General features: G+C 35.4%; 22 protein-coding genes. 2 read left to right on the forward strand and 20 right to left on the reverse strand.

All coding sequences use genetic code 11. The features are described 5' to 3' along the window. Nucleotides 1–702 (forward strand): lycopene cyclase domain-containing protein, encoded by a 702-nt coding sequence (locus tag FA045_RS17175; protein WP_169305088.1) that lies wholly within the window; start codon nt 1–3, stop codon nt 700–702. An 8-nt stretch (nt 703–710) separates the two neighbouring features. Here the strand turns inward: FA045_RS17175 and FA045_RS17180 are convergent, their stop codons facing one another. The 3 genes from FA045_RS17180 to FA045_RS17190 form a co-directional block, all read right to left on the reverse strand. Next, nucleotides 711–1,304, reverse strand: a complete 594-nt coding sequence (locus FA045_RS17180; RefSeq protein WP_136878320.1) for a YceI family protein — start codon at nt 1,302–1,304, stop codon at nt 711–713. Between the two features lie 246 nt (nt 1,305–1,550). Next, the gene (locus FA045_RS17185; protein WP_136878321.1) at nt 1,551–2,873 is read right to left on the reverse strand and encodes a hypothetical protein; all 1,323 of its coding nucleotides are present in this window, start codon (nt 2,871–2,873) and stop codon (nt 1,551–1,553) included. 24 nt (nt 2,874–2,897) lie between these two features. Continuing rightward, nucleotides 2,898–3,509 carry a YceI family protein gene (locus tag FA045_RS17190; protein WP_136878322.1) on the reverse strand — a complete coding sequence of 204 codons (612 nt, stop codon included), beginning with the start codon at nt 3,507–3,509 and terminating at the stop codon, nt 2,898–2,900. Nucleotides 3,510–3,722: 213 nt separating this feature from the next. Between FA045_RS17190 and FA045_RS17195 the strand changes: the two genes are divergently transcribed. Beyond that, nucleotides 3,723–4,595, forward strand: coding sequence for a universal stress protein (locus tag FA045_RS17195; RefSeq protein WP_136878323.1), 873 nt, complete (start codon nt 3,723–3,725; stop codon nt 4,593–4,595). A 494-nt stretch (nt 4,596–5,089) separates the two neighbouring features. Here the strand turns inward: FA045_RS17195 and FA045_RS17200 are convergent, their stop codons facing one another. The 17 genes from FA045_RS17200 to FA045_RS17280 form a co-directional block, all read right to left on the reverse strand. Next, the gene (locus FA045_RS17200; RefSeq protein ID WP_136878324.1) at nt 5,090–5,392 is read right to left on the reverse strand and encodes a GIY-YIG nuclease family protein; all 303 of its coding nucleotides are present in this window, start codon (nt 5,390–5,392) and stop codon (nt 5,090–5,092) included. Nucleotides 5,393–5,904: 512 nt separating this feature from the next. Continuing rightward, nucleotides 5,905–6,306 carry a hypothetical protein gene (locus FA045_RS17205; RefSeq protein ID WP_136878325.1) on the reverse strand — a complete coding sequence of 134 codons (402 nt, stop codon included), beginning with the start codon at nt 6,304–6,306 and terminating at the stop codon, nt 5,905–5,907. Between the two features lie 25 nt (nt 6,307–6,331). Continuing rightward, the gene (gene adhP, locus FA045_RS17210; protein WP_136878326.1) at nt 6,332–7,363 is read right to left on the reverse strand and encodes an alcohol dehydrogenase AdhP; all 1,032 of its coding nucleotides are present in this window, start codon (nt 7,361–7,363) and stop codon (nt 6,332–6,334) included. Nucleotides 7,364–7,389: 26 nt separating this feature from the next. Further along, complete coding sequence (locus FA045_RS17215) at nt 7,390–8,670, reverse strand: acetyl-CoA hydrolase/transferase family protein (RefSeq protein WP_136878327.1); 1,281 nt, start codon at nt 8,668–8,670, stop codon at nt 7,390–7,392. A 119-nt stretch (nt 8,671–8,789) separates the two neighbouring features. Then, nucleotides 8,790–9,491: a sulfite exporter TauE/SafE family protein gene (locus FA045_RS17220; RefSeq protein ID WP_136878328.1), complete on the reverse strand. Its 702-nt coding sequence runs from the start codon at nt 9,489–9,491 to the stop codon at nt 8,790–8,792. After that, a complete protein-coding gene (locus tag FA045_RS17225) occupies nt 9,488–9,916 on the reverse strand; it encodes a FixH family protein (RefSeq protein WP_136878329.1) in 429 nt (142 codons plus the stop codon). The genes FA045_RS17220 and FA045_RS17225 overlap by 4 nt, the downstream gene beginning before the upstream one ends. A 22-nt stretch (nt 9,917–9,938) precedes the next feature. Beyond that, nucleotides 9,939–10,640 carry a VIT1/CCC1 transporter family protein gene (locus tag FA045_RS17230; protein WP_136878330.1) on the reverse strand — a complete coding sequence of 234 codons (702 nt, stop codon included), beginning with the start codon at nt 10,638–10,640 and terminating at the stop codon, nt 9,939–9,941. 42 nt (nt 10,641–10,682) lie between these two features. Continuing rightward, nucleotides 10,683–12,026, reverse strand: a complete 1,344-nt coding sequence (gene ccoG / locus FA045_RS17235) for a cytochrome c oxidase accessory protein CcoG (protein WP_136878331.1) — start codon at nt 12,024–12,026, stop codon at nt 10,683–10,685. A gap of 1 nt (nt 12,027) precedes the next feature. Continuing rightward, nucleotides 12,028–12,966, reverse strand: a complete 939-nt coding sequence (locus FA045_RS17240) for a cbb3-type cytochrome c oxidase N-terminal domain-containing protein (RefSeq protein WP_225871375.1) — start codon at nt 12,964–12,966, stop codon at nt 12,028–12,030. Further along, nucleotides 12,953–13,135 carry a hypothetical protein gene (locus FA045_RS17245; protein WP_136878332.1) on the reverse strand — a complete coding sequence of 61 codons (183 nt, stop codon included), beginning with the start codon at nt 13,133–13,135 and terminating at the stop codon, nt 12,953–12,955. Before FA045_RS17245 ends, FA045_RS17240 begins: the two co-directional genes overlap by 14 nt. A 2-nt stretch (nt 13,136–13,137) precedes the next feature. Beyond that, nucleotides 13,138–15,276, reverse strand: a complete 2,139-nt coding sequence (ccoN, locus tag FA045_RS17250) for a cytochrome-c oxidase, cbb3-type subunit I (protein WP_136878333.1) — start codon at nt 15,274–15,276, stop codon at nt 13,138–13,140. A gap of 249 nt (nt 15,277–15,525) precedes the next feature. Beyond that, nucleotides 15,526–15,684: a cbb3-type cytochrome oxidase assembly protein CcoS gene (ccoS, locus tag FA045_RS17255; RefSeq protein ID WP_136878334.1), complete on the reverse strand. Its 159-nt coding sequence runs from the start codon at nt 15,682–15,684 to the stop codon at nt 15,526–15,528. Continuing rightward, nucleotides 15,681–18,062 (reverse strand): heavy metal translocating P-type ATPase, encoded by a 2,382-nt coding sequence (locus FA045_RS17260; RefSeq protein WP_136878335.1) that lies wholly within the window; start codon nt 18,060–18,062, stop codon nt 15,681–15,683. Before FA045_RS17260 ends, ccoS begins: the two co-directional genes overlap by 4 nt. A gap of 9 nt (nt 18,063–18,071) precedes the next feature. Further along, the gene (gene hemN / locus FA045_RS17265; RefSeq protein WP_205943181.1) at nt 18,072–19,412 is read right to left on the reverse strand and encodes an oxygen-independent coproporphyrinogen III oxidase; all 1,341 of its coding nucleotides are present in this window, start codon (nt 19,410–19,412) and stop codon (nt 18,072–18,074) included. Continuing rightward, the gene (locus FA045_RS17270; RefSeq protein ID WP_136878336.1) at nt 19,402–19,839 is read right to left on the reverse strand and encodes a Rossmann-fold NAD(P)-binding domain-containing protein; all 438 of its coding nucleotides are present in this window, start codon (nt 19,837–19,839) and stop codon (nt 19,402–19,404) included. The genes hemN and FA045_RS17270 overlap by 11 nt, the downstream gene beginning before the upstream one ends. 307 nt (nt 19,840–20,146) lie before the next feature. Further along, a complete protein-coding gene (locus FA045_RS17275; RefSeq protein WP_136878337.1) occupies nt 20,147–21,175 on the reverse strand; it encodes a response regulator in 1,029 nt (342 codons plus the stop codon). 2 nt (nt 21,176–21,177) lie between these two features. Beyond that, entirely contained in the window at nt 21,178–22,365 is a 1,188-nt protein-coding gene (locus FA045_RS17280) for a PAS domain-containing sensor histidine kinase (protein ID WP_136878371.1), read from the reverse strand. Between the last annotated feature and the right edge of the window lie 3 nt (nt 22,366–22,368).

The raw sequence follows: 22,368 nt of genomic DNA on the forward strand, positions 1-22,368 counted from the left end.
ATGAAGTATACTTATTTGCTTATTGATTTTTTTACCATTATTGTTCCCTTTTTATTTTCGTTTCATCCGAGGTTAAAATTTCATAAAACTTGGCGCTCCTTTTTTCCAGCCGTGCTGATAACAGGATTGGTATTTGTTTTAGGAGATGTTTACTTTACCCATTTGGGTGTTTGGGGCTTTAATCCTACCTATTTAATTGGGCTAAAAATTGGTAACATGCCGATTGAGGAAATCTTGTTTTTTCTATGTATTCCTTTTTCTTGTGTTTTTACCTTCCATTGCTTAAACATTCTTTTAAAACTAAAATTAGCTGAAAAAACAACCAATTTGATCACTTACTTTTTCATCGCAATGGGTTTTGTCGGCGGGTTTTATTTCTTAGATCAGTTGTATACTACCGTTACCTTATTTAGTCTTGCTTTGTTACTTATTGTAGCAAAATTTGTTTTAAAAGTAAATTGGCTAGATCGATTTTTCCTAGTTTATTTGATATTATTGATACCTTTTACCATTGTAAACGGATTATTAACAGGAACGATGCTTGATGCACCTGTTGTTTGGTACAACAGCAATGAAATTATCGGTATTAGAATGTTAACCATACCTATTGAAGATATATTTTATGGGATGAACTTAATTTTGCTAAATCTTTTAATTTATTTAGGACTAGAGAAAAGATTGAGCACTGATCATCAGAATTGATTAAAAGATTAAATTGCTCGCAAATTTAAATTAAATATTACCGAGAGCTTATCATTGGCCCTTACCAAATGACCAACTTTTTTGGGTGGAGTAAGTTTAAAATCGGAAAAATAGATAGGTTGAACGCCAACTAAGGTCATTTTATTATTATCAATATTGATACGGTAAGAAATCTCAAAGCGTTTGCTTACACCTGCAATGGTTATTTCTACATTGCCACAAACGGTACTTACTTTTGAGTTCGGATTAGCAATTTCTTTTAGTGATAAAAATTTAACAATTAATTGTGGAAACTGATCTGATTTCAGGGTTTTGCGCAATTCTCTTGTCATTATAAAATTACTGCAACTAAAATTTGAAACATCAATTGTAACCGCTCCTGTAAGTATAATGTTATCGGTTTTGTCATTAGCAATAATAATAGTATCAGTTTTAGCATACTCATTAATTTTGCATGAAAACTTACCTACGTTTGTGGTGCCATTTACACTTAAATTACTATGTTCTGTAATAATCCATTTGGTGTTAAGCGCTGTGTTTCTATTGCCAACAAAGCTTGTTGATACGATAAAAACAATTAAAAGTAATAGATATTTTTTCATGATAATGGCATAAAAAAGAGGCTGTATCAGAATAGATTTTAATGATTGATTAGCAGAATAATATTTTGAACTGTCGTCATTCCCGTGAAAACGGGAATCGTAATGCAAGAAAAGGTTAATGATTAGCCCTTATTAAGCGCTTTACGATGCCCAGTCAAGCTGAGCATGACGAAACCGCCAAATTTAATTTTCCTAAAATTTTGAATTTTTAATTCTGATACAGCCTCCTATTAATTATTTGGGTAATTAAAAACCAACTAAGGCTTGGATCACGTAACCTTTAAATTTGCCTGCGTTACGAAAATCTGCAGTTGGAAAATCTTTATATTTTTGGGTAACATATTCTCCTTTTAACAAGATGTTTTTAGTTAAAAACCAGCCAGCTGTAAAAGCAACTCTATCAATTTTAACATCACTTGCATAAGTAATTGCAGGTGTAGTACCAACTGCTGCTACATTAGCCAATTCGGCTGTTACTACATTGTATTTGGCGCCAATAAAGAAGTTTTCTTCTACTCCAAATCTGTAAACACCATCTATCGCTATCTGCTCTGCTCCTCTTACATTAGTTTCAGTTTTTGATCTGCCTTTGGCATTTTCATAAGTACCAAATAATTCTAGTCCTTTTAGTTTTACAAATGCATTTAATTGCAAGGCACTAACTTTTTTACTAAAACCAGGATTAAATCTTCCAGAAAAAGCATTTGCAGCAGTTGTTGCACCTATTTTTTCCATCACCATGAAATAATTTGATCCAGTTCTATCGCCACCATATAAGGTTTGTCCGCCAGAGCTGTTATTGCTGTAAAATGAACCTGCAAAACGAACTCGTACATCTGTATTCAGTTGTTTATCGAAACCACCTTTAGCATATATAGCTGGCGATTTATGCACATTTGCATCTTGAGTGGTGGCAATTAAACTATCAATATTCCCTTTAATCATTCCGTTAGATACACCCAACATTCCGAATAATCCATTTTTTCTAACCAAAACTTCTCCACCAATTTCTGTGGTAAAACCATCCATAATATAGTTTTCTATAAAAGGATTGTAAATGGTTTGTCCACCATCAGATCTACGAAAGTGCTGATCGCCATAATTGATTTCCATGTGGCCAATTTTTATGGTGGTTACCGACATGATATCTTCCCATAATTTGCCTCTAAATGGTAATTTATCAAATTGGATATAGCCACCTTTTACCCAAGTTTCGTTATGGTGACGAGAAGATAGGTAACTTGTTAAGTTTAATCTAATTCCATCTGCTAATTGCACATCCATAAATAAATTGGCATTTGCAGTGTTAAATCCTGGTGTCATTTTATATAATCCACCAGCAGTGTTTTCATGTTTTAAACCTTGAAAAGATTGAGTAAAGCCAGCACCAAATTGCACTTTTAGCTTGTCGAAAATTGTGGTGCTATCTTTAGGCGCTTCAAATACGTTGATACCAGATTTATCGTAAGGACGCAAGTTAGTAACCTGAGCTTGAGCTTTTATACTCAACGTGCTCGTGAAAAGAAGCGCTACCGCAGCAACTTTTAATATTGTAGAATTAGTTTTCATGATCTTGATTTTAAGGATTTCGTATTATTTAGTATAAGTAAGATTAAATTGTATGCTTAAGTCGTTACCAACTTTCATGGCACCTAGCATAAAACTTGGTGGCTGTATGCCGTAATCTGTAAGGATTAAATTTTCTTGTCCGTGGCAAGTAATAGAACCATCTGCATTTACCAAAGCCATAACTTTCATGGCAATAACCTGAGTTTTGCCTGCTATAGTTAAATTACCCGATGTTTGTATACTGTATTTATTAGCTTGCACCATGGTAACCGTTGCAAAAGTGAGCTGATAAGTAACTTTTGGAAACTGATCGGCTTTCATTGCTTTATAAGTTCTTTCATCCATCGATGTTTTATCACTTTTTAAGCTTTTAGCTAAAACACTAAACCTAAAAGAGGTTAAATCAACTAGTTCATTGTTACTGTTAAATTTAAAAGAACCACTGCTTTCTAAACCTTTAGCTACCATTGTCCAATCGTGCACATTAGATTTACCTAAAACCTTAATTGTATTATCTTTAGAAGAAGCCAATTTATAGCTGCTTTGCGCCATTAGCATCATAGGAGAAAGCATGAATAAGACGATGCTAACTTTTAAAATTATCCAACCGTAGTGGATGAGTTGATTTGTTTTCATTGGGGGTGATTGATTAAGTTTTTATTGTTAATCAAATGTACAGCTACCCCATTAGCTGCTAATGATAAGCAATAGTTATAAAACTGATTGTAATCATTAAATTGATTTATAATTTATTGAATATCAAATATATGAGTAGCATCACATTGTATGATGACGATGCTTACATTTCTAAATTAGCACTTGGTTATCTTTGATAAAAACAACATCATCATGAAAAAAATACTTGTCCCAATTGATTTTTCTGAATGTGCAGACAATGCATTAAACTATGCCATTCAATTAGCTAAGGTTATCAAATTTAACATTCACATCTGTCATTCAATTGTTCCGATAGCAAACAATGCGATGTATGGCATTACGGTAGTTACGCCCAGCGAAGACGAAAGTTATATCGATCGAACAACCACGTTTTTAAAAACATTTGCAGAGAAAATTATCGAAAAAGAAAATTTAAATACTGCAGAAACACCTTCACTTACTTATAGTATAGAACATACCGATGCTAATAAAGCAATAGATCAACTAATAGATCGGCATGATTTTGATTTAATTGTGATGGGTTTATCTGGAGCAGGTGCAGTAGAAAAATTTTTAATTGGTAGCATAAGCAGAAAACAAATTGATCAAACTAAAATTCCAACTTTGTTGATCCCTAAAAACGCTACCTATCGTAAAATTGATAAAATTGCTTTTGCAACAGATTTAAATGTTGGAGACATGGATTCTATACAAAACATTGCAAGACACTTCTGCAGACTAGAACCAGAGATTTTATTGTGTCATATCCATGGATTAGCTTCAGATTTTCATGATCCGTACAGCAAAGCAAATATTTTTCTGAAAAATGTAACAGGTAAAATTAATTATCCTAAAATCTATTATCGTCATATACAGCAAAAAAAGGTGAATGATGGTTTATTATGGCTTACCCAAAATGGAGATGTTGATATTTTAGCAATGGTACATCGCCAGAAAGGAATGTTCGCTGAATTTGCATTTGGTAGTCATACCCAACAAATGGCTAAGAATATAAGTATCCCTTTAATGGTTTTACCAGAGGGAAATGAGGTTATTGGTTGGTAGGTTATAGTGGTACTTGAATGGGTTACCGATGTAAAATAGGTACAAGTCCTGAATAACAATTATTTTAAAAAACTTTGTCATTCCGAGCTTGCGAGGAAACTCATTGATAAGCTGCGAAAGAGATCCTTCACTGTGTTCTGGATGACAAAGCGTGATTAGAAACTTTGTCATTCCGAGCTTGCGAGGAAACTCATTGATAAGCTGCGAAAGAGATCCTTCACTGTGTTCTGGATGACAAAGCGTGATTAGAAACTTTGTCATTCCTAACTTGCGAGAAAACTCATTGATAAGTTGCGAAAGAGATCCTTCACTGCGTTCTGGATGACAATTTTTTTTTAGAAACCATCCTTAGTAACTTTGTCATTCCGAGCTTGCGAGGAATCTCTTTGATAAATCCTAAAAGAGATTCTTCACTGCGTTCTGGATGACAAGTTTTTTAGAAACCATCCTTAGTAACTTTGTCATTCCGAGCTTGCGAGGAGTCTCTAAGCAAATCATTTTTGGATTACCTCATCATTTAGAAATCTCCAGTCTTTATTATCAGTCTCAATCAATGAGTTTTTCTTTTCTCGTGACCAGCCTTTAAGTTCTTTTTCCCTTGCAATTGCATCATCAACATATTGAAAATGCTCAAAATGAACTAAATAAAAACAATTGTATTTTGAAGTAAATGAAAATGCATTATAACCTTCAATGTGTTGTTGTAATCTGATAGATAAATCATTAGTTACACCTATGTAGAGAACAGTTCTTGCTTTATTAGTTAGAATGTATATAGCGTAATTATGATAATTCATAATTGAACTTACAAAATAAAATTTTAGATTAAAAATTTGTCATTCCGAGCTTGCGAGGAAACTCATTGATAATCCTAAAAAAGAGATCCTTCACTGCGTTCTGGATGACAAAGCGTGATTAGAAACTTTATCATTCCAAGCTTGCGAGGAAACTCATTGATAAGTTGCGAAAGAGATCCTTCACTGCGTTCTGGATGACAAAGCGTGATTAGAAACCTTCCTTAGTAACTTTGTCATTCCGAGCTTGCGAGGAATCTCTTTGATAAATCCTAAAAGAGATCCTTCACTGCGTTCTGGATGACAAGTTTTTTAGAAACCATCCTTAGTAACTTTGTCATTCCGAGCTTGCGAGGAATCTCATTAAAAAGTCTAAAGAGATCCTTCGCTGCGTTCTGGATGACAAAACGTGCTTAGAAAAGTGTCATAAAAAGCTTGTGAGGAATCTCATTGATAATCCAAAAAAAGAGATCCCTCACTACGCTCAGACTGACATATCGCATAAAATTCTTCAATCAATCAACCCCTTCAACCATTCTAAATAAATCAGATTTAACAATCCGATTGGCAAGTAATTGCTCATTAATTTCCTTTGTAAGTTCGCTATGCTCTTCAATTAATTTCATATCCACATTTAAATCTTCGGTTTTTAAAATACCTTCCAGCATACGCTGATGTTTGTTTACCAATTCTTTTAACGCCAATGTCTTTTCACTCAAAATGGCTAAGCTTTTTGTAATGGCATCAATTTCTTTAGCTGTATGTTTTTTGCCAATATAAAATAGCTTTTCACCAAAAAGTTTCTGGTAAAACCTACTTTCATCTTCTAAAAAACAAACTTGCGACATCCATTCTTTATTTTGCAAATAAAGTTCTTGCAGCTCTGTTGATAATGTTGACTCTGATATTAAATCCATGGTTATTGTGATTAAATTAAATTAATTATTCTGCAATTTGTAATACGATCCTACCCTCTATTTCACCTTTTTTCATCTGCGCTAAAATTTCATTGATATCTTCTAGTTTAGCAGCATGAACGGTAGCTTTTACTTTTCCTTCTACGGCAAAGCCGATGGCCTCTTGCATATCTTTTCGCGTGCCAACAATAGATCCTCTTACCGTATAACGATTTAAAACCGTTTCGAAAATTGGCAAATCAAAACTTCCCGGAGGTAAACCATTTAATGAGATCGTACCTTTTCTGCGCAAAGCAGTTAACGCTTGTTTAAAAGCAATTGGCGAAACGGCCGTAACCAAAACACCATGCATGCCACCAGTTTTTTCTTTTAAATACTTACCAGGATCATCATGTAATGCATTAACTGTTAAATCGGCACCTAACTTTTTAGCTAGGGCTAACTTTTCATCAGAAATATCAATTGCTGCCACATGTAAACCCATTGCTTTGGCATATTGTACCGCTAAATGTCCTAGTCCGCCAATACCAGAAATCGCTACCCATTCGCCAGGTTTAACTTCCGTTTCTTTCAATCCTTTATAAACTGTTACTCCGGCACAGGTAATTGGCGCCATTGCTAAAAAATCAATATCTTTCGGAAAACGAGCAATATACCTCCCATCAGCAACTACATATTCTGCATAACCACCATCTACACTGTAACCACCATTTTGCTGACTTTCGCATAAGGTTTCCCATCCGGTGATGCAATATTCACAATGCCCACAAGCGCTAAATAACCATGGCGCACCAACAACATCTCCTATTTGTACATTCTCTACTCCTCTGCCTAAAGCAACAACATTACCTACAGCTTCATGACCAGGAATTAATGGTAATTTAGGTTTAACCGGCCAATCGCCTTCACAAGCATGTAAATCTGTATGGCAAACACCGCTTGTAATTACTTTAATTAAAACTTGATTTTCACCAGGCATTTTAACTTCAACCTGCTCTATCGTAAGTGGCTTGCCGAATTCATGCAGCACAGCCGCTTTCATTGTTTTTGGAATCATGGTATTGATATTTTAGGGTGAAAAATTTATTTATTAAATCGTTGATGGTAAGATTTTTCCAACATTTCTCTGTGGTTGGGATGAGCGATTGCTATTAATGCTTTTGCTCGTTGTTTAAGGCTCAATCCAAATAAATTTACCTTCCCATATTCGGTTACAATCCAATGTACATGACCACGAGTGGTTACCACTCCTGCTCCTTCTTTTAAAAATGGTACTATCCTACTGATACCCTTATTGGTTTGAGATGGCAAAGCGATGATAGGTTTACCACCTTCAGAAAGTGAGGCGCCATGGATAAAATCCATCTGACCTCCAATTCCCGAATATTGATAAGTGCCGATAGAGTCTGAACAAACCTGTCCGGTCATATCAATTTCTATTGCACTGTTAATGGCAGTAACTTTTGGATTTTGCCTAATGATACTAGTGTCGTTAACGTACCCAATATCCATTACTCTTATCGAAGGATTATCATGCACAAAATCGTACAATTTGCGAGTGCCGGTAATAAATGAGGTTACCGATCTGCCCACATTCAATTTCTTTAAACTATTGTTAATTACACCACTTTCTAACAATGGAATAATACCATCGGCAAACATTTCGGTATGGATCCCTAAATTTTTATGCGTAGTTAAATTCTTTAAAACCTGATCTGGAATACCACCAATACCCATTTGCAGCGTTGCTCCATCTTCTACAAGTGAGGCTACGTTCAATCCAATTTTTTCAACCACATCAGTAATTTGGTTTGCGTAATTCACCTCTGGCAAATCGGCATTGTACCAAACCATTGCATCAATCTTATTGATGTGTAAAAAACCATCACCATGTGTACGCGGCATTAATGGATTTACTTGTGCAATTACATGTTTGGCCATTTCTACCGCAGAACGGGCAATATCTACTGATGTACCTAATGAGCAATAGCCATGTGCATCTGGCGGAGAAACCTGAATTAAGGCTACATCAATAGGTAAAATATTTTTACGAAAAAGCTGTGGTATTTGACTTAAAAAAATGGGCACATAATCGCCGTTTTCGCTATTGGCAACGTTTCTGGTAGCTGTCGATACAAATAATGAATTGAAGTAGAAGGAATTGCGAAACTCTGGTTGATCCAAATTAACATCACCAAGTGTTGTAATACTAACCAATTCTACATTTTTTAATTGCTGATGCCTATTTTGCAAGGCTTTTACTAAGCAAACTGGTGTGGCAGCACCACCGTGTATAAAAACCCTATCGCCAGAATTTACAATAGCTAGAGCATTATCTTCATCAATATAATTAGGAACTTTCATATAAATAGTTGCAGCTACTTTTTGGGCTGCTAAACAATATAAAAGTAAGCTCTTAGCGATGTTTAATTAATGACTCTTAATAAGTTAAAAACTGATTTTCATCAGCTTTGCTTAATTAATTACATACATTCTGCCACATGCCCAGGATGCGTGGCATGAATTGCTGGAGATAAAAAAGGAATACCCAATTCTGCACTTCGCATGATAAAAAGCACACCTAAAAAAAGCATAAACCAAGGCACCAACTTGTTGGGGTTAAAACGAATGTATTTTTTTAAATAAATCCCACCTAAGGAGATCAATAACATTAATGGTGTTGTACCTAAGCCGAACAGAAACATAAATATTCCCGCTTCTTGAACTGATGCTGTATTTAAAGCGGTTGCTAAGGCTAAATAAACCATGCCGCAAGGAACAATACCATTCAGCATACCTGCAAAGAAGCCCCAAAATGGCAAACCATAAACCTTACCCATTAATTTTGCAATTGGAGCAATTAGTTTCGATTGAAAAGAATTAAAAAATTGCAGATAACTTTTACTAAAATATAGAACAGTAAAAATCACAAGCAATATCCCTATAATTAAGCTAAGCGTATTTTGACTAAAAACTAAACTTAAACTATTCCCAACAAAACCTACTAAAATACCCATTAGCGTATACATTAAAACTCTACCAAACTGGTAAAGCAATAAATGTAAGGCTGCTTTAAAGTAATTTTGTTTAGGTAAAGGCAAACTCAGCATTAATGGTCCGCACATTACCGCACAATGTAAACTACCGAGTAAGCCCAATAAAAATGCTAAGGGTAATCCGTTCACAGGGTGATGCTTTTTTTAAGTTGATACTTTTTAGCATTGCTGATCCATTTTAGCTCTAAATACCAAACTCCGCTATGCATGTTTTGTCTATTAATGATGATCAGATGAGCATCGCTTACCGTAGCGCCACTATCTGCCAATTTATCTTTTTTGGTTGATGGTCTGGCTAATTTTAAATTGTAATTGGCACTGTCTTTTAACTGAATAATGATTTGGCTATCGCTAATGGTAATTTTTGGTTCAGCTTTATCGGTAATTACGTTCTGATTGGCATTGTATTCATCATTGTAATTGATCCCTTTTTCGTAGTAATCTTCATCTACTAAATTATCATTTCCATGTATTTTAAACATATACACAACCATACCGATGATAAACAGCATGAATACTATCATTCCTAAAACAATTTTCGTTCCCCAGTTCATGTGCTTTTAATTTTGTAACTTTTTAAACCTTAACGCCAAAAATATAACCCACCAGAGCAGATAAACCCATAGCAATAGTACCCCAAATAGCTATACGCAAAACCGCTTTACCAATATGCGATCCGCCGGTTTTTGCTGCAACTGTACCTAAAATCATCAGAAAAACAATGGTGCAGGCATACAGCCAATATTCCAATCCCTTAACTGGGGCAAACAACACTACCATTAATGGCAATATGCTGCCAACGGTAAAAGAAGCTCCAGATGCAAATGCAGCCTGAATGGGTTTCGCTTGACTAATTTCATTGATGCCCAACTCATCTCTAATGTGCGTAGCCAAAGCATCTTTCTCTGTTAATTCAATAGCTACCTGTAGTGCAGTTTCCTTTTTTAAACCTCTACGCTCGTAAATCTGAGCCAATATTTTAAGCTCTTCTTCTGGCATTGCTAGCAACTCTTGTCGCTCTCTTTCTATATCTGCTTTTTCAGTATCAGTTTGCGAACTTACCGACACATATTCGCCAGCTGCCATAGACAAAGCACCTGCAGCTAAACCCGCAACTGTTGCCAAAACAATAGGCTCTCTGGTAGTGCTTGCTGCAGCAATGCCAATTGCTAAGCTCGAAATCGAAATAATACCATCATTTGCGCCTAAAACAGCAGCTCGTAGCCAATTGCTTCTGTGTATGTAATGACTGTCTAAATAGTTATCTATCGTTACCATTTTGATTTGTTTAAGTATTCATAAAAATACTAAAAGCGTTTGTTAAGGCAGTGCAAAAAAAGTAGTCTCAGCTGTGCTTATTATTTCATTGTTTGTCTTTATTTCAAACAAAACATCTGTTTTAAAACCAGTTAAATCTTTCGGATTTTTGATCAAGAAAAATGTTAATCTAACTGTGCCTTCTTTCGGTAAATACACTGGTTTCTGAATAAACTCTATCTTGTCTGCGGGGTTATCGGATTTAAAAACAAAGTTGATGTCTTTATTGGTTTTGTTAATTAATTCGGCATTGTACAAATTACTGATAGCTCCATCTGGCCTAACCTGATAAGTGGTGCCACTAGCCCGTAAAACCGTAGTTTGTACATTTTGCCTTTTATAAATTAAGCTCGAAAAAACTAAAACTACCACAAACAAAACCGCTGTATAACCGTAAGCTCGTAAACCCAGTTTAAAAGGTGTTTGCTTTTGAATGTAATCTTGCGTAAAAAAGCCAATTAAGTTTTGAGGTTTGTTAATTTTAAGCATCACCTCGTTACAACTATCAATACAAGCTGTACAGTTGACACATTCTAATTGGGTACCTTGTCTAATGTCAATTCCAGTAGGGCAAACCTGTACGCATAAACCACAATCAATACAATCTCCTTTGCTTAAATCTACCTTGTTTTTTTGTAAATGTGCTCTAGGCTCTCCTCTGTTTTCGTTATACGCAACAATTAAACTTTGGTTATCTAACAATACACCTTGCAACCTACCATAAGGGCAAATTACAGTACAAACCACTTCACGCACGTAGGCAAAAACCATATAAAACACAAAGGTGAAGAACCAAATTGAGATAAAGCCAGTAAAGTGCTGATTAATAGGTTCAGTAACGATTTTATAAAGTACATCAGAGCCGATGATATATGCCAAAAACGTATTGGCGATAGCGAAGGAAATGAGCAGAAATAAAAAGTGTTTAAAACCTTTTTTCAAAATTTTCTCTCTTGTCCATAGTTGTGCATCTAACTTTTTCTGCTGGTTGGCATCTCCCTCTATCCAATACTCAATTCGCCTAAAAACCATTTCCATAAAAATAGTTTGCGGACAAGCCCACCCGCACCAAAGCCTACCCAAAATTACCGTAAAGCACACAATGAAGATCATAAAAATCAGCATGGCTAAGGCAAAGAGATAAAAATCTTGAGGAGTAAATATCAAACCAAAAAACACAAATTTACGGTCTAAAAAGTTTAACAAAACCCACTGTTCGCCTTTCATCTTTAAAAAAGGTGCGGCAAACAAAAAAACTAAAAGAACATAGCTTACCCATTTGCGGTAATTGTATAATTTACCAGCAGGTTTTTTAGGGTAAAGAAATTTACGTCCAATTAGTTTCATATTAGTTTTTAGTTATGATTTCAGCATTCGCGGTATCAATTGCTAATTTTTCTTCATATTTTTCGCCTTGTGGTGCTTTGGCTCCTACCGGATTTGTACCTTTTAAAGACATGATGTAATTGGTAACTTCGCTAATTTGCAACGATGTGAGGTTCTTTTGCCAACTTACCATTCCTTTTTCAGGTACGCCATATTTAACCACTTTAAAAACATCCACTACACTACCACCATGCAACCAAAACTCATCAGTTAAATTAGGGCCAACTAAACCTTGTCCTTTATCGCCATGGCAAGCAATGCAATTTGCATCAAAAACACCTTTTCCATTTACAATTTGAGCAGCATCAATTTTAATCGAGCCTTCATCCACTTTAGTAGCAGATTTTGCCAGAAAAGCTTTTTTATCTAAATCGGCCTTAGTCATTTCGGTGATATACTCATCATCTTGTCTTTCTCCATATCCACCAATGTGATAATAGTATAAATAAAAAGCACCAAAAATAATGGTACCATAAAATAGTACATTAAACCAAGCAGGCACCGGATTACTCAATTCTTTAATACCATCATAAGCATGTGGAATTTCTAAATTTTTCTCTTCTTCCATTGGTTTTAAGCTCAAAAGTTTGGTCCAAATGTTTGGCGTACTCTTTTTAAGTTTTAACCATTCTGTATAATCAACTTGCTCTGGTTTTTGATATTTAATGAAAGGTTGCGGATCTTTCTGTTCTTTAAGCATTACCTTAAAAGCATTAAAAAGCGTTACAGCAACAACCAATAAAACCACTGCAAAAAATAGCAGAGCGATAACAAGCAATTCGGTGATACTTAAACCAATATTTGGTTCTGGTATAATTTGCTTTGCTGGTTCTACGGTTGTTTGCGCTATAACTCCAGAGCTTATCAGCAAGAGTGTTAAAATTAAATTAGTCTTCTTCATATCCATTAGATTGATTGTCTTCGAAAGGTAGATTACGCATCACACTGATGTGGCTTCTGCTTAATTTATAGAGGTATAAACCAATTATTAAAAAGAAAACCATAAATATGATGAGCGATGTAATGAGGTAAAATTCACCGCCGGCTAAGTCTTTAATTTGTTTAAACATAATTATTGGTTTGAAGGAATGGTCATTCGGTTTGCTTTTATATCTGTACCCATACGCTGTAAATAAGCAATTAAGGCTATAATTTCTTTGTCGCTTTTAACGTTGATGTTGTTTTGTTTCAAATCTTTGGCAATTTCATCAGCTTGGATTTTTAGTTTATCATTTGCTTCAGATGCAAAACCATCGCGATAAGGCACACCTAAGGTTTGCATGGCTCTTATTTTTGCTGGCGTTGTAGAAACATCAAGTGTTTGCTCTATTAACCAAGGGTACGGCGGCATAATGCTACCTGGCGACATAGATGTTGGATCTACCATGTGGTTAAAATGCCATGCGTTAGAATATTTACCACCAATTCTGTGTAAATCTGGTCCGGTACGTTTACTACCCCATAAAAATGGATGATCGTACACAAATTCTCCAGCTTTGCTATACTCGCCATAACGTTCTGTTTCTGAGCGGAAAGGACGTATAGTTTGCGTATGACAGTTTACACAACCTTCTCTGATGTATAGATCTCTGCCCTGCAGCTCTAAAGGCGAATATGGTTTTACGGCTGCAATGGTTGGGATATTAGATTCGATGGTAAATGTGGGCATCATTTCTACCATGCCACCAATTAAAATCACGATTAATGATAACACCATAAATTTCATTGGTTTACGTTCTAAAACGCGGTGCCATTTTTTATCAGCTGGATCGGTTGATTCTATTTCTTTTGCCAATGGCATTGCCTCAACGGTTTCATCAACCAATTTTGCTCTTAACATGGTTTTACCCAAGTTTATAGCCATTACAATTACACCAAGCAAATACATTGCACCACCAATGCCACGTAAAACATGCATCGGAATAATTTGTAGTGTAGTAGTTAAAAAGTTAGGGTATTTTAATAAACCTTCGGCGGTAAACTCTTTCCACATTAAGCCTTGTGTAAAACCAGCCCAGTACATTGGTACAGCATAAAATAAGATGCCCAAAGTACCAATCCAGAAGTGGAAAGAAGCCATTTTTTTAGAATACAATTCTGTTTTATACAGCTTTGGCACCAAATAATACATGATCCCGAAGGTTAAAAATCCGTTCCATCCTAAAGCGCCAACGTGTACGTGTGCTACAATCCAATCGGTAAAGTGAGCAACTGCGTTAATTTGTTTTAACGATAACATTGGCCCTTCGAAAGTTGCCATACCATAAGCAGTAATGGCAACTACCATAAACTTTAAAGTAACATCTTCACGAACTTTATCCCATGCGCCACGTAAGGTTAACAAACCGTTAATCATACCGCCCCAACTTGGGGCAATTAGCATAATCGAAAATGCAACACCTACCGATTGTGCCCATCCTGGTAAGGAAGTATATAGCAAATGGTGTGGCCCAGCCCAGATATAGATAAAAATTAACGACCAAAAGTGAAGAATACTAAGTTTATAAGAGTACACAGGGCGATTTGCCATTTTAGGCAAAAAGTAATACATCATCCCTAAATAAGGTGTAGTTAAGAAAAATGCCACCGCGTTATGTCCATACCACCATTGTACCAAGGCATCTTGCACACCAGCGAACACATAATAGCTTTTTAAGAAAGAAATTGGTAATTGAAAAGAGTTTACGATGTGTAAAACCGCAATAGTTACAAATGTGGCAATGTAAAACCAAATGGCAACGTATAAATGGCGTTCTCGGCGTTTAAAAATTGTACCGAACATATTTACACCAAAAACTACCCAAATTAGGGTTATGGCAATATCAATTGGCCATTCTAACTCTGCATACTCATGCGATGAAGTAAAACCGAGTGGCAATGTAATTACAGCCGAAACGATAATGAGTTGCCAACCCCAAAAATGAATTTTGCTTAAGGTATCACTAAACGTACGGGCTTTTAACAAACGTTGAAGCGAGTAATATACTCCCATAAAAATGGCATTACCAACAAAGGCAAAAATTACCGCATTGGTGTGCAATGGTCTAATTCTACCAAAGGTGGTATATTGGTTGCCCATGTTCATTGCAGGTTTAAATAGTTGCAAAGCGATGAGCAAACCTACTGTCATGCCAATGATACCCCAAATGATGGTGGCAATACCAAAATTGCGAACAATCTTGTTGTCGTAAGTAAATTTTTCTAACTGCATAAAATAGTTTTGTGTTTTGTAATGAAACAAAGGTATTTGCTAGATGAAATTTGAAGGGTGACAGTGCTTAGTTAGAAATGTGATATTGGTCACTATTGAGGGGAATTATGGAATTTTAAAATCGACCGTCATTCCCGCGTAGGCGGGAATAGTAATGCGCTAAATTCTATTTTCATTTGTATTGCATTACGATTGCCAGTCGAGCTGACAATGACGATAAGGCTAGTGAAGACTGTTAACTGAAAACCCCTAACTGTCAACTTTAGAATCCTCATCCTCAAACAACACTCTGATTCCTGGAGTTACCACATCATCATGCTGGCCATTTTTGAGCGACCAAACAAAAGCACCTAAAAAAATCAAAGCCATTAATATGCTACAACCAACCAAAAAATAAAGTATGTTCATAATAATTTGTTTTTACTTGCAAAAAATCTGGTAGCTATGGTAGTAAAACTGATAATGGTAATGGTACTAATAGGCATCAGCACTGCTGCAACTAAAGGATAAAGTGTACCTTGAACTGCATAATACAAACCCACACAGTTATAGGTAATTGCAATAGCAAAGCTGATTTTAATAATTTTCAAACCATCTTTACTGAGCTGATGAAAATTTGGAAGTAGCGATAGTGAACTACCTTTTAAAATGGCATCGCAACCGGGTGTAAAATTGTTCACATTATCGGTAATTGCGATACCAAAATCACTTTGTTTTAAAGCTCCTGCATCATTCAATCCATCGCCAAGCATCATTACTTTTTCACCATTTTGCTGTTGCTGTGTTATAGCGGTTAACTTTTCTTGTGGACTTTGCTCAAAACTAATATCGGCCAAAGGCGAAAAAAAAGTTTGCAAAGCCTGCTCATCTTTATTGGTATCGCCAGAAAGCACTTTTAACTTAAATTGGGTTGTAAGTTTTGTTATCAGCTTTGCTAAATTTGGGCGCCACTGTTGGGCAACAATAAATGTTCCTTTGTATTGTTCGTTAATTACGATGTGTACTCCTGATTTCTCTGGAGCTTTAATAGCAAAAGGCAATAAAGATTGATTACCTGCATAAACCATTTGCTGATTAACTATCCCTCTAATTCCTTTACCTAAAACCTCTTTATATTGCGTAATCGGATAAAATTGATTGCAGGAAAGGTGTTTTAAAACCTGTCGGCTTAATGGGTGCGATGAATGGTTGAGCAATGAAACCACTATCTTTTTATCTTCATCAGTAAGGTTACCAGTAAAACTGATTATAGCATTTTCTGCAGTAGTCAACGTTCCTGTTTTATCGAAAACAATCGAGTTACAACTGGCTAAATCTTCAACGGCATCGGTGTTTTTTACATAAAAACCCTTTTTATCGAAAACAGCTAAAATAGCCGACAAAGTAAACGGCGTACTTAAAGCCAACACGCAAGGACAAGCTACAATAATTACTGCTGTAAATGCGGCCCAAGCTTTTGCCGAATTTCCGTAGTAAAACCAATAAACCATTGCACTAAAAGCAATTACAAACACTACAATACTGAAAACTTTAGCTACACTATCGTTAAAATTTTGTTTAAACTTAGCTTTGTAGTTCTCTTTGTTCCACAAACTTGTCAGGTAACTTTGCGATGCATTTTTAACCACTTCAATTTCTATACCTTCGCCCATTTGCTTGCCACCTGCATAAATAATTTCGCCTAAAACCTTGTGTTTTGGTTCTGTTTCGCCAGTCACAAAACTCATATCTAACCATGCATCGCCTTTCATTAAAATAGAATCTGCAGGCACTAATTCTCCATTCCTAATCCATAACCTATCGCCTATGGCCAACTCATTAATTGCTTTTGGTTTTTCTTTTCCACCTTGTAAAGTGGTAATAGCAATCGGGAAATAAGAGCGATAATCTCTATCAAACGAAATGTGATGATAAGTGCGTTGCTTAACCCACTTGCCCATCAACAATAAAAAAACCAATCCTGTTAAGGTATCTGCAAAACCTACGCCATCATTAAAAATTACCGAATAGGCAGTTCTTAAAAATAAAACGGCAATAATTAAAGCCAAAGGTGTATCTAAGTTTACGTGTTTGTGTTTTAAGCTCGCATAGGCGGATAAAAAATAATCTTTGGCACAAAACAAAACAACAGGTATAGAAAAAGCCAGATTTAGCCAACCAAATAACGCTTTAAATTGCGGTTCGAGGTTAGATAGGCCAAAATATTCTGGAAAACTGAACAGCATTACATTACCCATGCAAAAACCTGATACTGCAATTTTTAAAATCAAACTTTTGTTTACTGTGTTACTGTTTTCTTTAACAAAATCTTGTAAATTAATGGCTGGTTCGTAACCAATTTGTACCAAGGTTTCTACTAATTTTCGTAAACTAATTTCTTGGTGCTTAAAACTAATGCTGACTTCTTTTTTTAAAAAGTCGATACGAGAATTGAATATGGCTGCATCTATTTTATATAAATGTTCTAACAACCAAATGCAAGAACTGCAATGAATTGCCGGAATGTAAAAAGTAACCATACTACTCGTTTCATCCTGATAATTAAGCAATTGTTTAAGTAGGCTTGGCTCATCTAAATACTCGAAATGAGTGTTTAGATTTAGTCGTTTACCAGGTGTGTCATTATATGCATAATAGGCACACATGTTATTGTTAGCCAAAATTTGATACACGCCTTTACAACCTGCACAGCAGAAATGTTTGTCATCAATTACTAAATCCAATGTTGCAATTTCCTCTCCGCAATGGTAACATAAACTTGCCTCGATAATTTTTTGCTGTTCCATAAAATGTGGTTAAACTGCGTTACTAAACAAATTGGTTTGCGGTTGCCTTTGCCATAAACGCTCGTCGAATGCCATGCAAATGTTTCTTAAAAAAGATCTGCCTTGTGGTGTGATTTGTACTTGGTTGTGTGCAACCAAAACGAGTTGATCATTCATAAATGGCGTTAATCTTTCTAAAATAGATAAAGGAATTTCGGTCTTAAACTTGGTAAACCCTTTACACATGAGGTTTAAAATGTGTTTTCTGATATTAAGGTCTTTATCAGTTAGGAGATGTCCTTTTTCTATTGCAAAATGGCCTTTATCAACTTGCTCCATATAACCTTCAACAGTTTTGTTATTTTGTGCAAAAGCAGTTTGGCAATCGCTGATTGAAGAAACGCCCAAGCCAATTAATAGTTGAGTAGCCTGATCGGTATAGCCCATAAAATTTCGGTGCAATTGCTGGTTTTGGCCAGCTTTACAGAGGCTATCCTGCTTTAATGCAAAATGATCCATACCAATTTCTTCATAGCCAGCATTAAGCAAAGCAGCTCTACCCAATTGGTATAAAGCAAATTTTTCATCTCCTGTCGGGATATCTTTTTCGGAGTAATGTCTTTGTCCAGGTTTAAGCCAAGGCACATGAGCATAGCTGTAAAAAGCAATACGTTCTGGCAACATTTTAATCACTTCAGCTATGGTTTCGGCAAGGCCGATTGTGGTTTGGCCGGGTAAGCCGTAAATTAAATCGAAATTGATGGAATCATAACCTAATTTGCGAGCTTCGGTGGTTATGCGCTGCACTTGAGCCGGAGTTTGAAAACGATTGATCATCAGTTGTACTTTCGGATCGAAATCTTGTATCCCTAAGCTTAAACGTTTAAAACCTAACTGGTTTAAAGTTTTTAAATGATCAGCTGTAGTATTATCAGGATGACCTTCAAAGGAAAATGAAATATCATCAACTGTGTTACCTTTTAAAATGGTATTGATTAATCGCTGTAAATTTACTGCACTAAAAAAAGTAGGTGTGCCGCCACCCAAATGCAATTCTTTAATTTTTGGTTTTTCACCTAGTACCTTACAGTACATTTCCCACTCTTTAATTAACGCATCAATGTAAGGTATTTCTACACCATGGTTTTTAGTGATACGAGTATTGCAACCGCAATAAGTGCATAAACTTTCGCAAAAAGGTAAATGAATATATAAGCTAATTCCTTCTGTATTACTTTCAGTATAAGTTTTTTGCAACTCGGTTAACCAGCCATTAACAGAAAATTTATCGGTTTCCCAATACGGAACAGTTGGATAACTGGTATATCTAGGTGCAGCAATATTGTATTTTTTGAGCAAGTCAGTGTTCATGATTCTGATCAATTATGGATTTAACTGCACAACTATTTTGGCAACAACAAGCATCGCCAACACATTTTCCTGCTGCCCAATTATCTAGGTTCTTAATTACCTGATGCATGTTCTCTAAATTGCCACCATCTTTAAAAGGAATATTAGCAATTTTTAAACCCGCTGCTTTAGCGGCAAATAAATCGATGTGACTATAGTCAAATGAGGAGGTAGCAATATATTTAATACCTAAAGCTTTTAACCCGGCAACAATATCAGCATTTAGCGGATCCTGGTTAAACACGATAAGTGCTTCTTTACCAGCAGCAAAATTTAGTGTATCTAAAGTTAAGCTATTGGCTATAATTGTTATTTCGTGTTTTTTGTAGTTAGCTAATATTAACCACTCTTTTTCTTTCGGATTGATGTTGTAGGCGATAGCTTTCATTCATGCATAGTTTATACCATGCAAAACTATCGAAGAGTAAGGTATTGTTGAGTGAGATTAGTTAAGAGAAAAAGTGATATTCATCAGAAAAGCTGGAGGAAGGTGGAAGATTAGAAGGAAGAAAGTAGTTGTTCGTTGTTGGCTAGCAAAAAACGAGGTACAAAAAACGAAAGACTAAAAATTTCTTGAACAAATGTTAAACCTGTGGAAAAGACCCAAAGATTTCTCATTCGCGAAGAGCTCATTTCGAAATGACGTAGATCGACAACTGATAATTGTAAATTGAAAACTGTAAACTGCAAACTGCCTACTGCTTTACGTTTCTTAATTTTTCAATCGATAAAACTCTAATGGCATTACCATTTTTTTCGATGAGTTTTTCATCTTTAAAATCTGCCAACATTCTACTTACCGTTTCACTTGCCGTACCCACTAGTGCCGCTAAATCATCTCTAGATATTTTTAAAGTAGCACTATCCATATTCGGTTCGCCAAATTTAGAAGCCACTTGTACCAAGGCATCAGCTACGCGTTTACGTACAGAAAAATAAGCTAATCTTAACATCTGCTCTTCTTTTTCTTGCACACTACCCGAAAGCATATCAATAAATGCGTTGGCAATTTCTTGGTGATTAAGCAAAAACTCCATAAAATCAGCTTTGCTTATTAATGAAATTTCACTATCACTTAAAGTTGCTGCGTTATCCGTGTAATTGCTCGATTTACACAAGCTCTCGTAGCCAAAAAAATCTCCATCTTTATAAAGTGTTGAGGAAAGTTCTCTCCCATCTTTAGCTCTTTTATATGTTTTAACCTGCCCCTTTTTTACATAATATAGAAACAGCGGATCATCATTTTCTACATAAATAATTTGCTTATTGGCAAAAGATCTGGTTTTTCCTTTCAACCTTAAGGCTTCTAATAATGCATCTTTATCTCCACCAACTGTTTTAAACCCTGCGGTTTTATTTTTCTTTTTTAACCTACTTTCTATAGAGTTAAACAACTCTACATCATCAAAAGGTTTAGTTAAATAATCATCTGCACCCATTTCCATGCCTTTTCGCATATCGGCACGCTCGGCTTTAGCTGTTAAAAATATAAATGGAATATTTACCGTTTGAGGATTTTTTTGCAGCAAATACAGCACCCCATAACCATCTAATTCGGGCATCATAATATCACATAAAATGATATCTGGTAAATGTTTAACTGCAAGCTCTACGCCTATTTTTCCGTTTTTTGCTGTAAATGTTTCGTAACCTGCTAAATCTAATATCTCAGCAGTACCTTCTCTAATATCGTCGTTGTCTTCAATTATTAATGCTTTTTTCATAATTAGAATTTAAATTGAAGTCTAAAAGTAGTGCCTACATTTTGTTCGCTTGTACAAGTGCAAGTGCCGTTCATTAAGCCAACATATCGCCTAACAATATTTAAACCTAAGCCTGTTCCAGGTATATCGCCAGTATTGTGTGCCCTAAAAAATGGTTCAAAAAGATTATTCATTTCTGTTGCCGGAATACCAATACCATTGTCTTTCACATCTATAATCAATTCGTGTTCGTTTACAATGCTATTAAATTGAATCATGGTATCTTCCCCAGAGTATTTTATGGCATTTGAAATTAAATTGATGATACAGTTTTTAAGCAAATTTTGATCTAAAAACACCTCACTGGTTGTACCTTGATGTTCGTAAACAATGAGTTGTTTTTGTTTGGTCATCAATTGCATTTCTTCTGCAATTTCTTCTGCAAAAGTAAAAATATTAAAGCTTTGCTGATTAACCTCTACCTTCCCTGCTTCCAATTTTTCTAATGATAAAAAATCGTTTAAAATGGTAGTAAGGTTATTAATTGCATTTTTAATTTTTGAGGTGTGTTTTTCTACGCTTTCAGCATCCTGTTTTTCTACGTATTTATTAATCAACGAAGCTGATAACTGTATGGAGCTTAAAGGTGTACGAAACTCATGCGATGCCATAGAAACAAATCGAGTTTTAAGTTGGTTAAGTTCTCTTTCTTTCTCAAAAAGCGCACTCACATGTTCTTTTGCAGTTTCTAACTCATTTATAGATTTAATTAAATCTCGCGTACGCTCTTTAATTTTCATCTCTAATTCTTCGGTATAACTTTTAATCTTTATCTCATCTTCCTTTTGCCTGCTTAAATCGTGTATAAAGCCTGTGTAAATTCGCCTATCGCTAAATTTAATCTCACTTACACCTAACCTAAAAGGAAATGTAGAGCCATCTTTACGCTGTCCGGTAACTTCTCTACCTATGCCTATTATTTTTTTATGGCCAGTTTTTTCGTAATTAGCGATATAGTTATCATGCCTTTTTTTATCAGGTTCGGGCATTAAAACAGAAACGTTTTTACCTAAAAGTTCTTCTCTGGTCTTGAAGCCGAAAAGTTGCAAAGCGGCCGGATTTATATTTTCAATTAATCCCCTATCGTCTATCGTAATAATTCCATCAATTGCGTTTTCAATAATTGCAATTAATAACTTTTCTCTTTCCATATC

This window comes from Pedobacter cryotolerans (assembly GCF_005116475.1).
Taxonomy (GTDB): domain Bacteria; phylum Bacteroidota; class Bacteroidia; order Sphingobacteriales; family Sphingobacteriaceae; genus Pedobacter; species Pedobacter cryotolerans.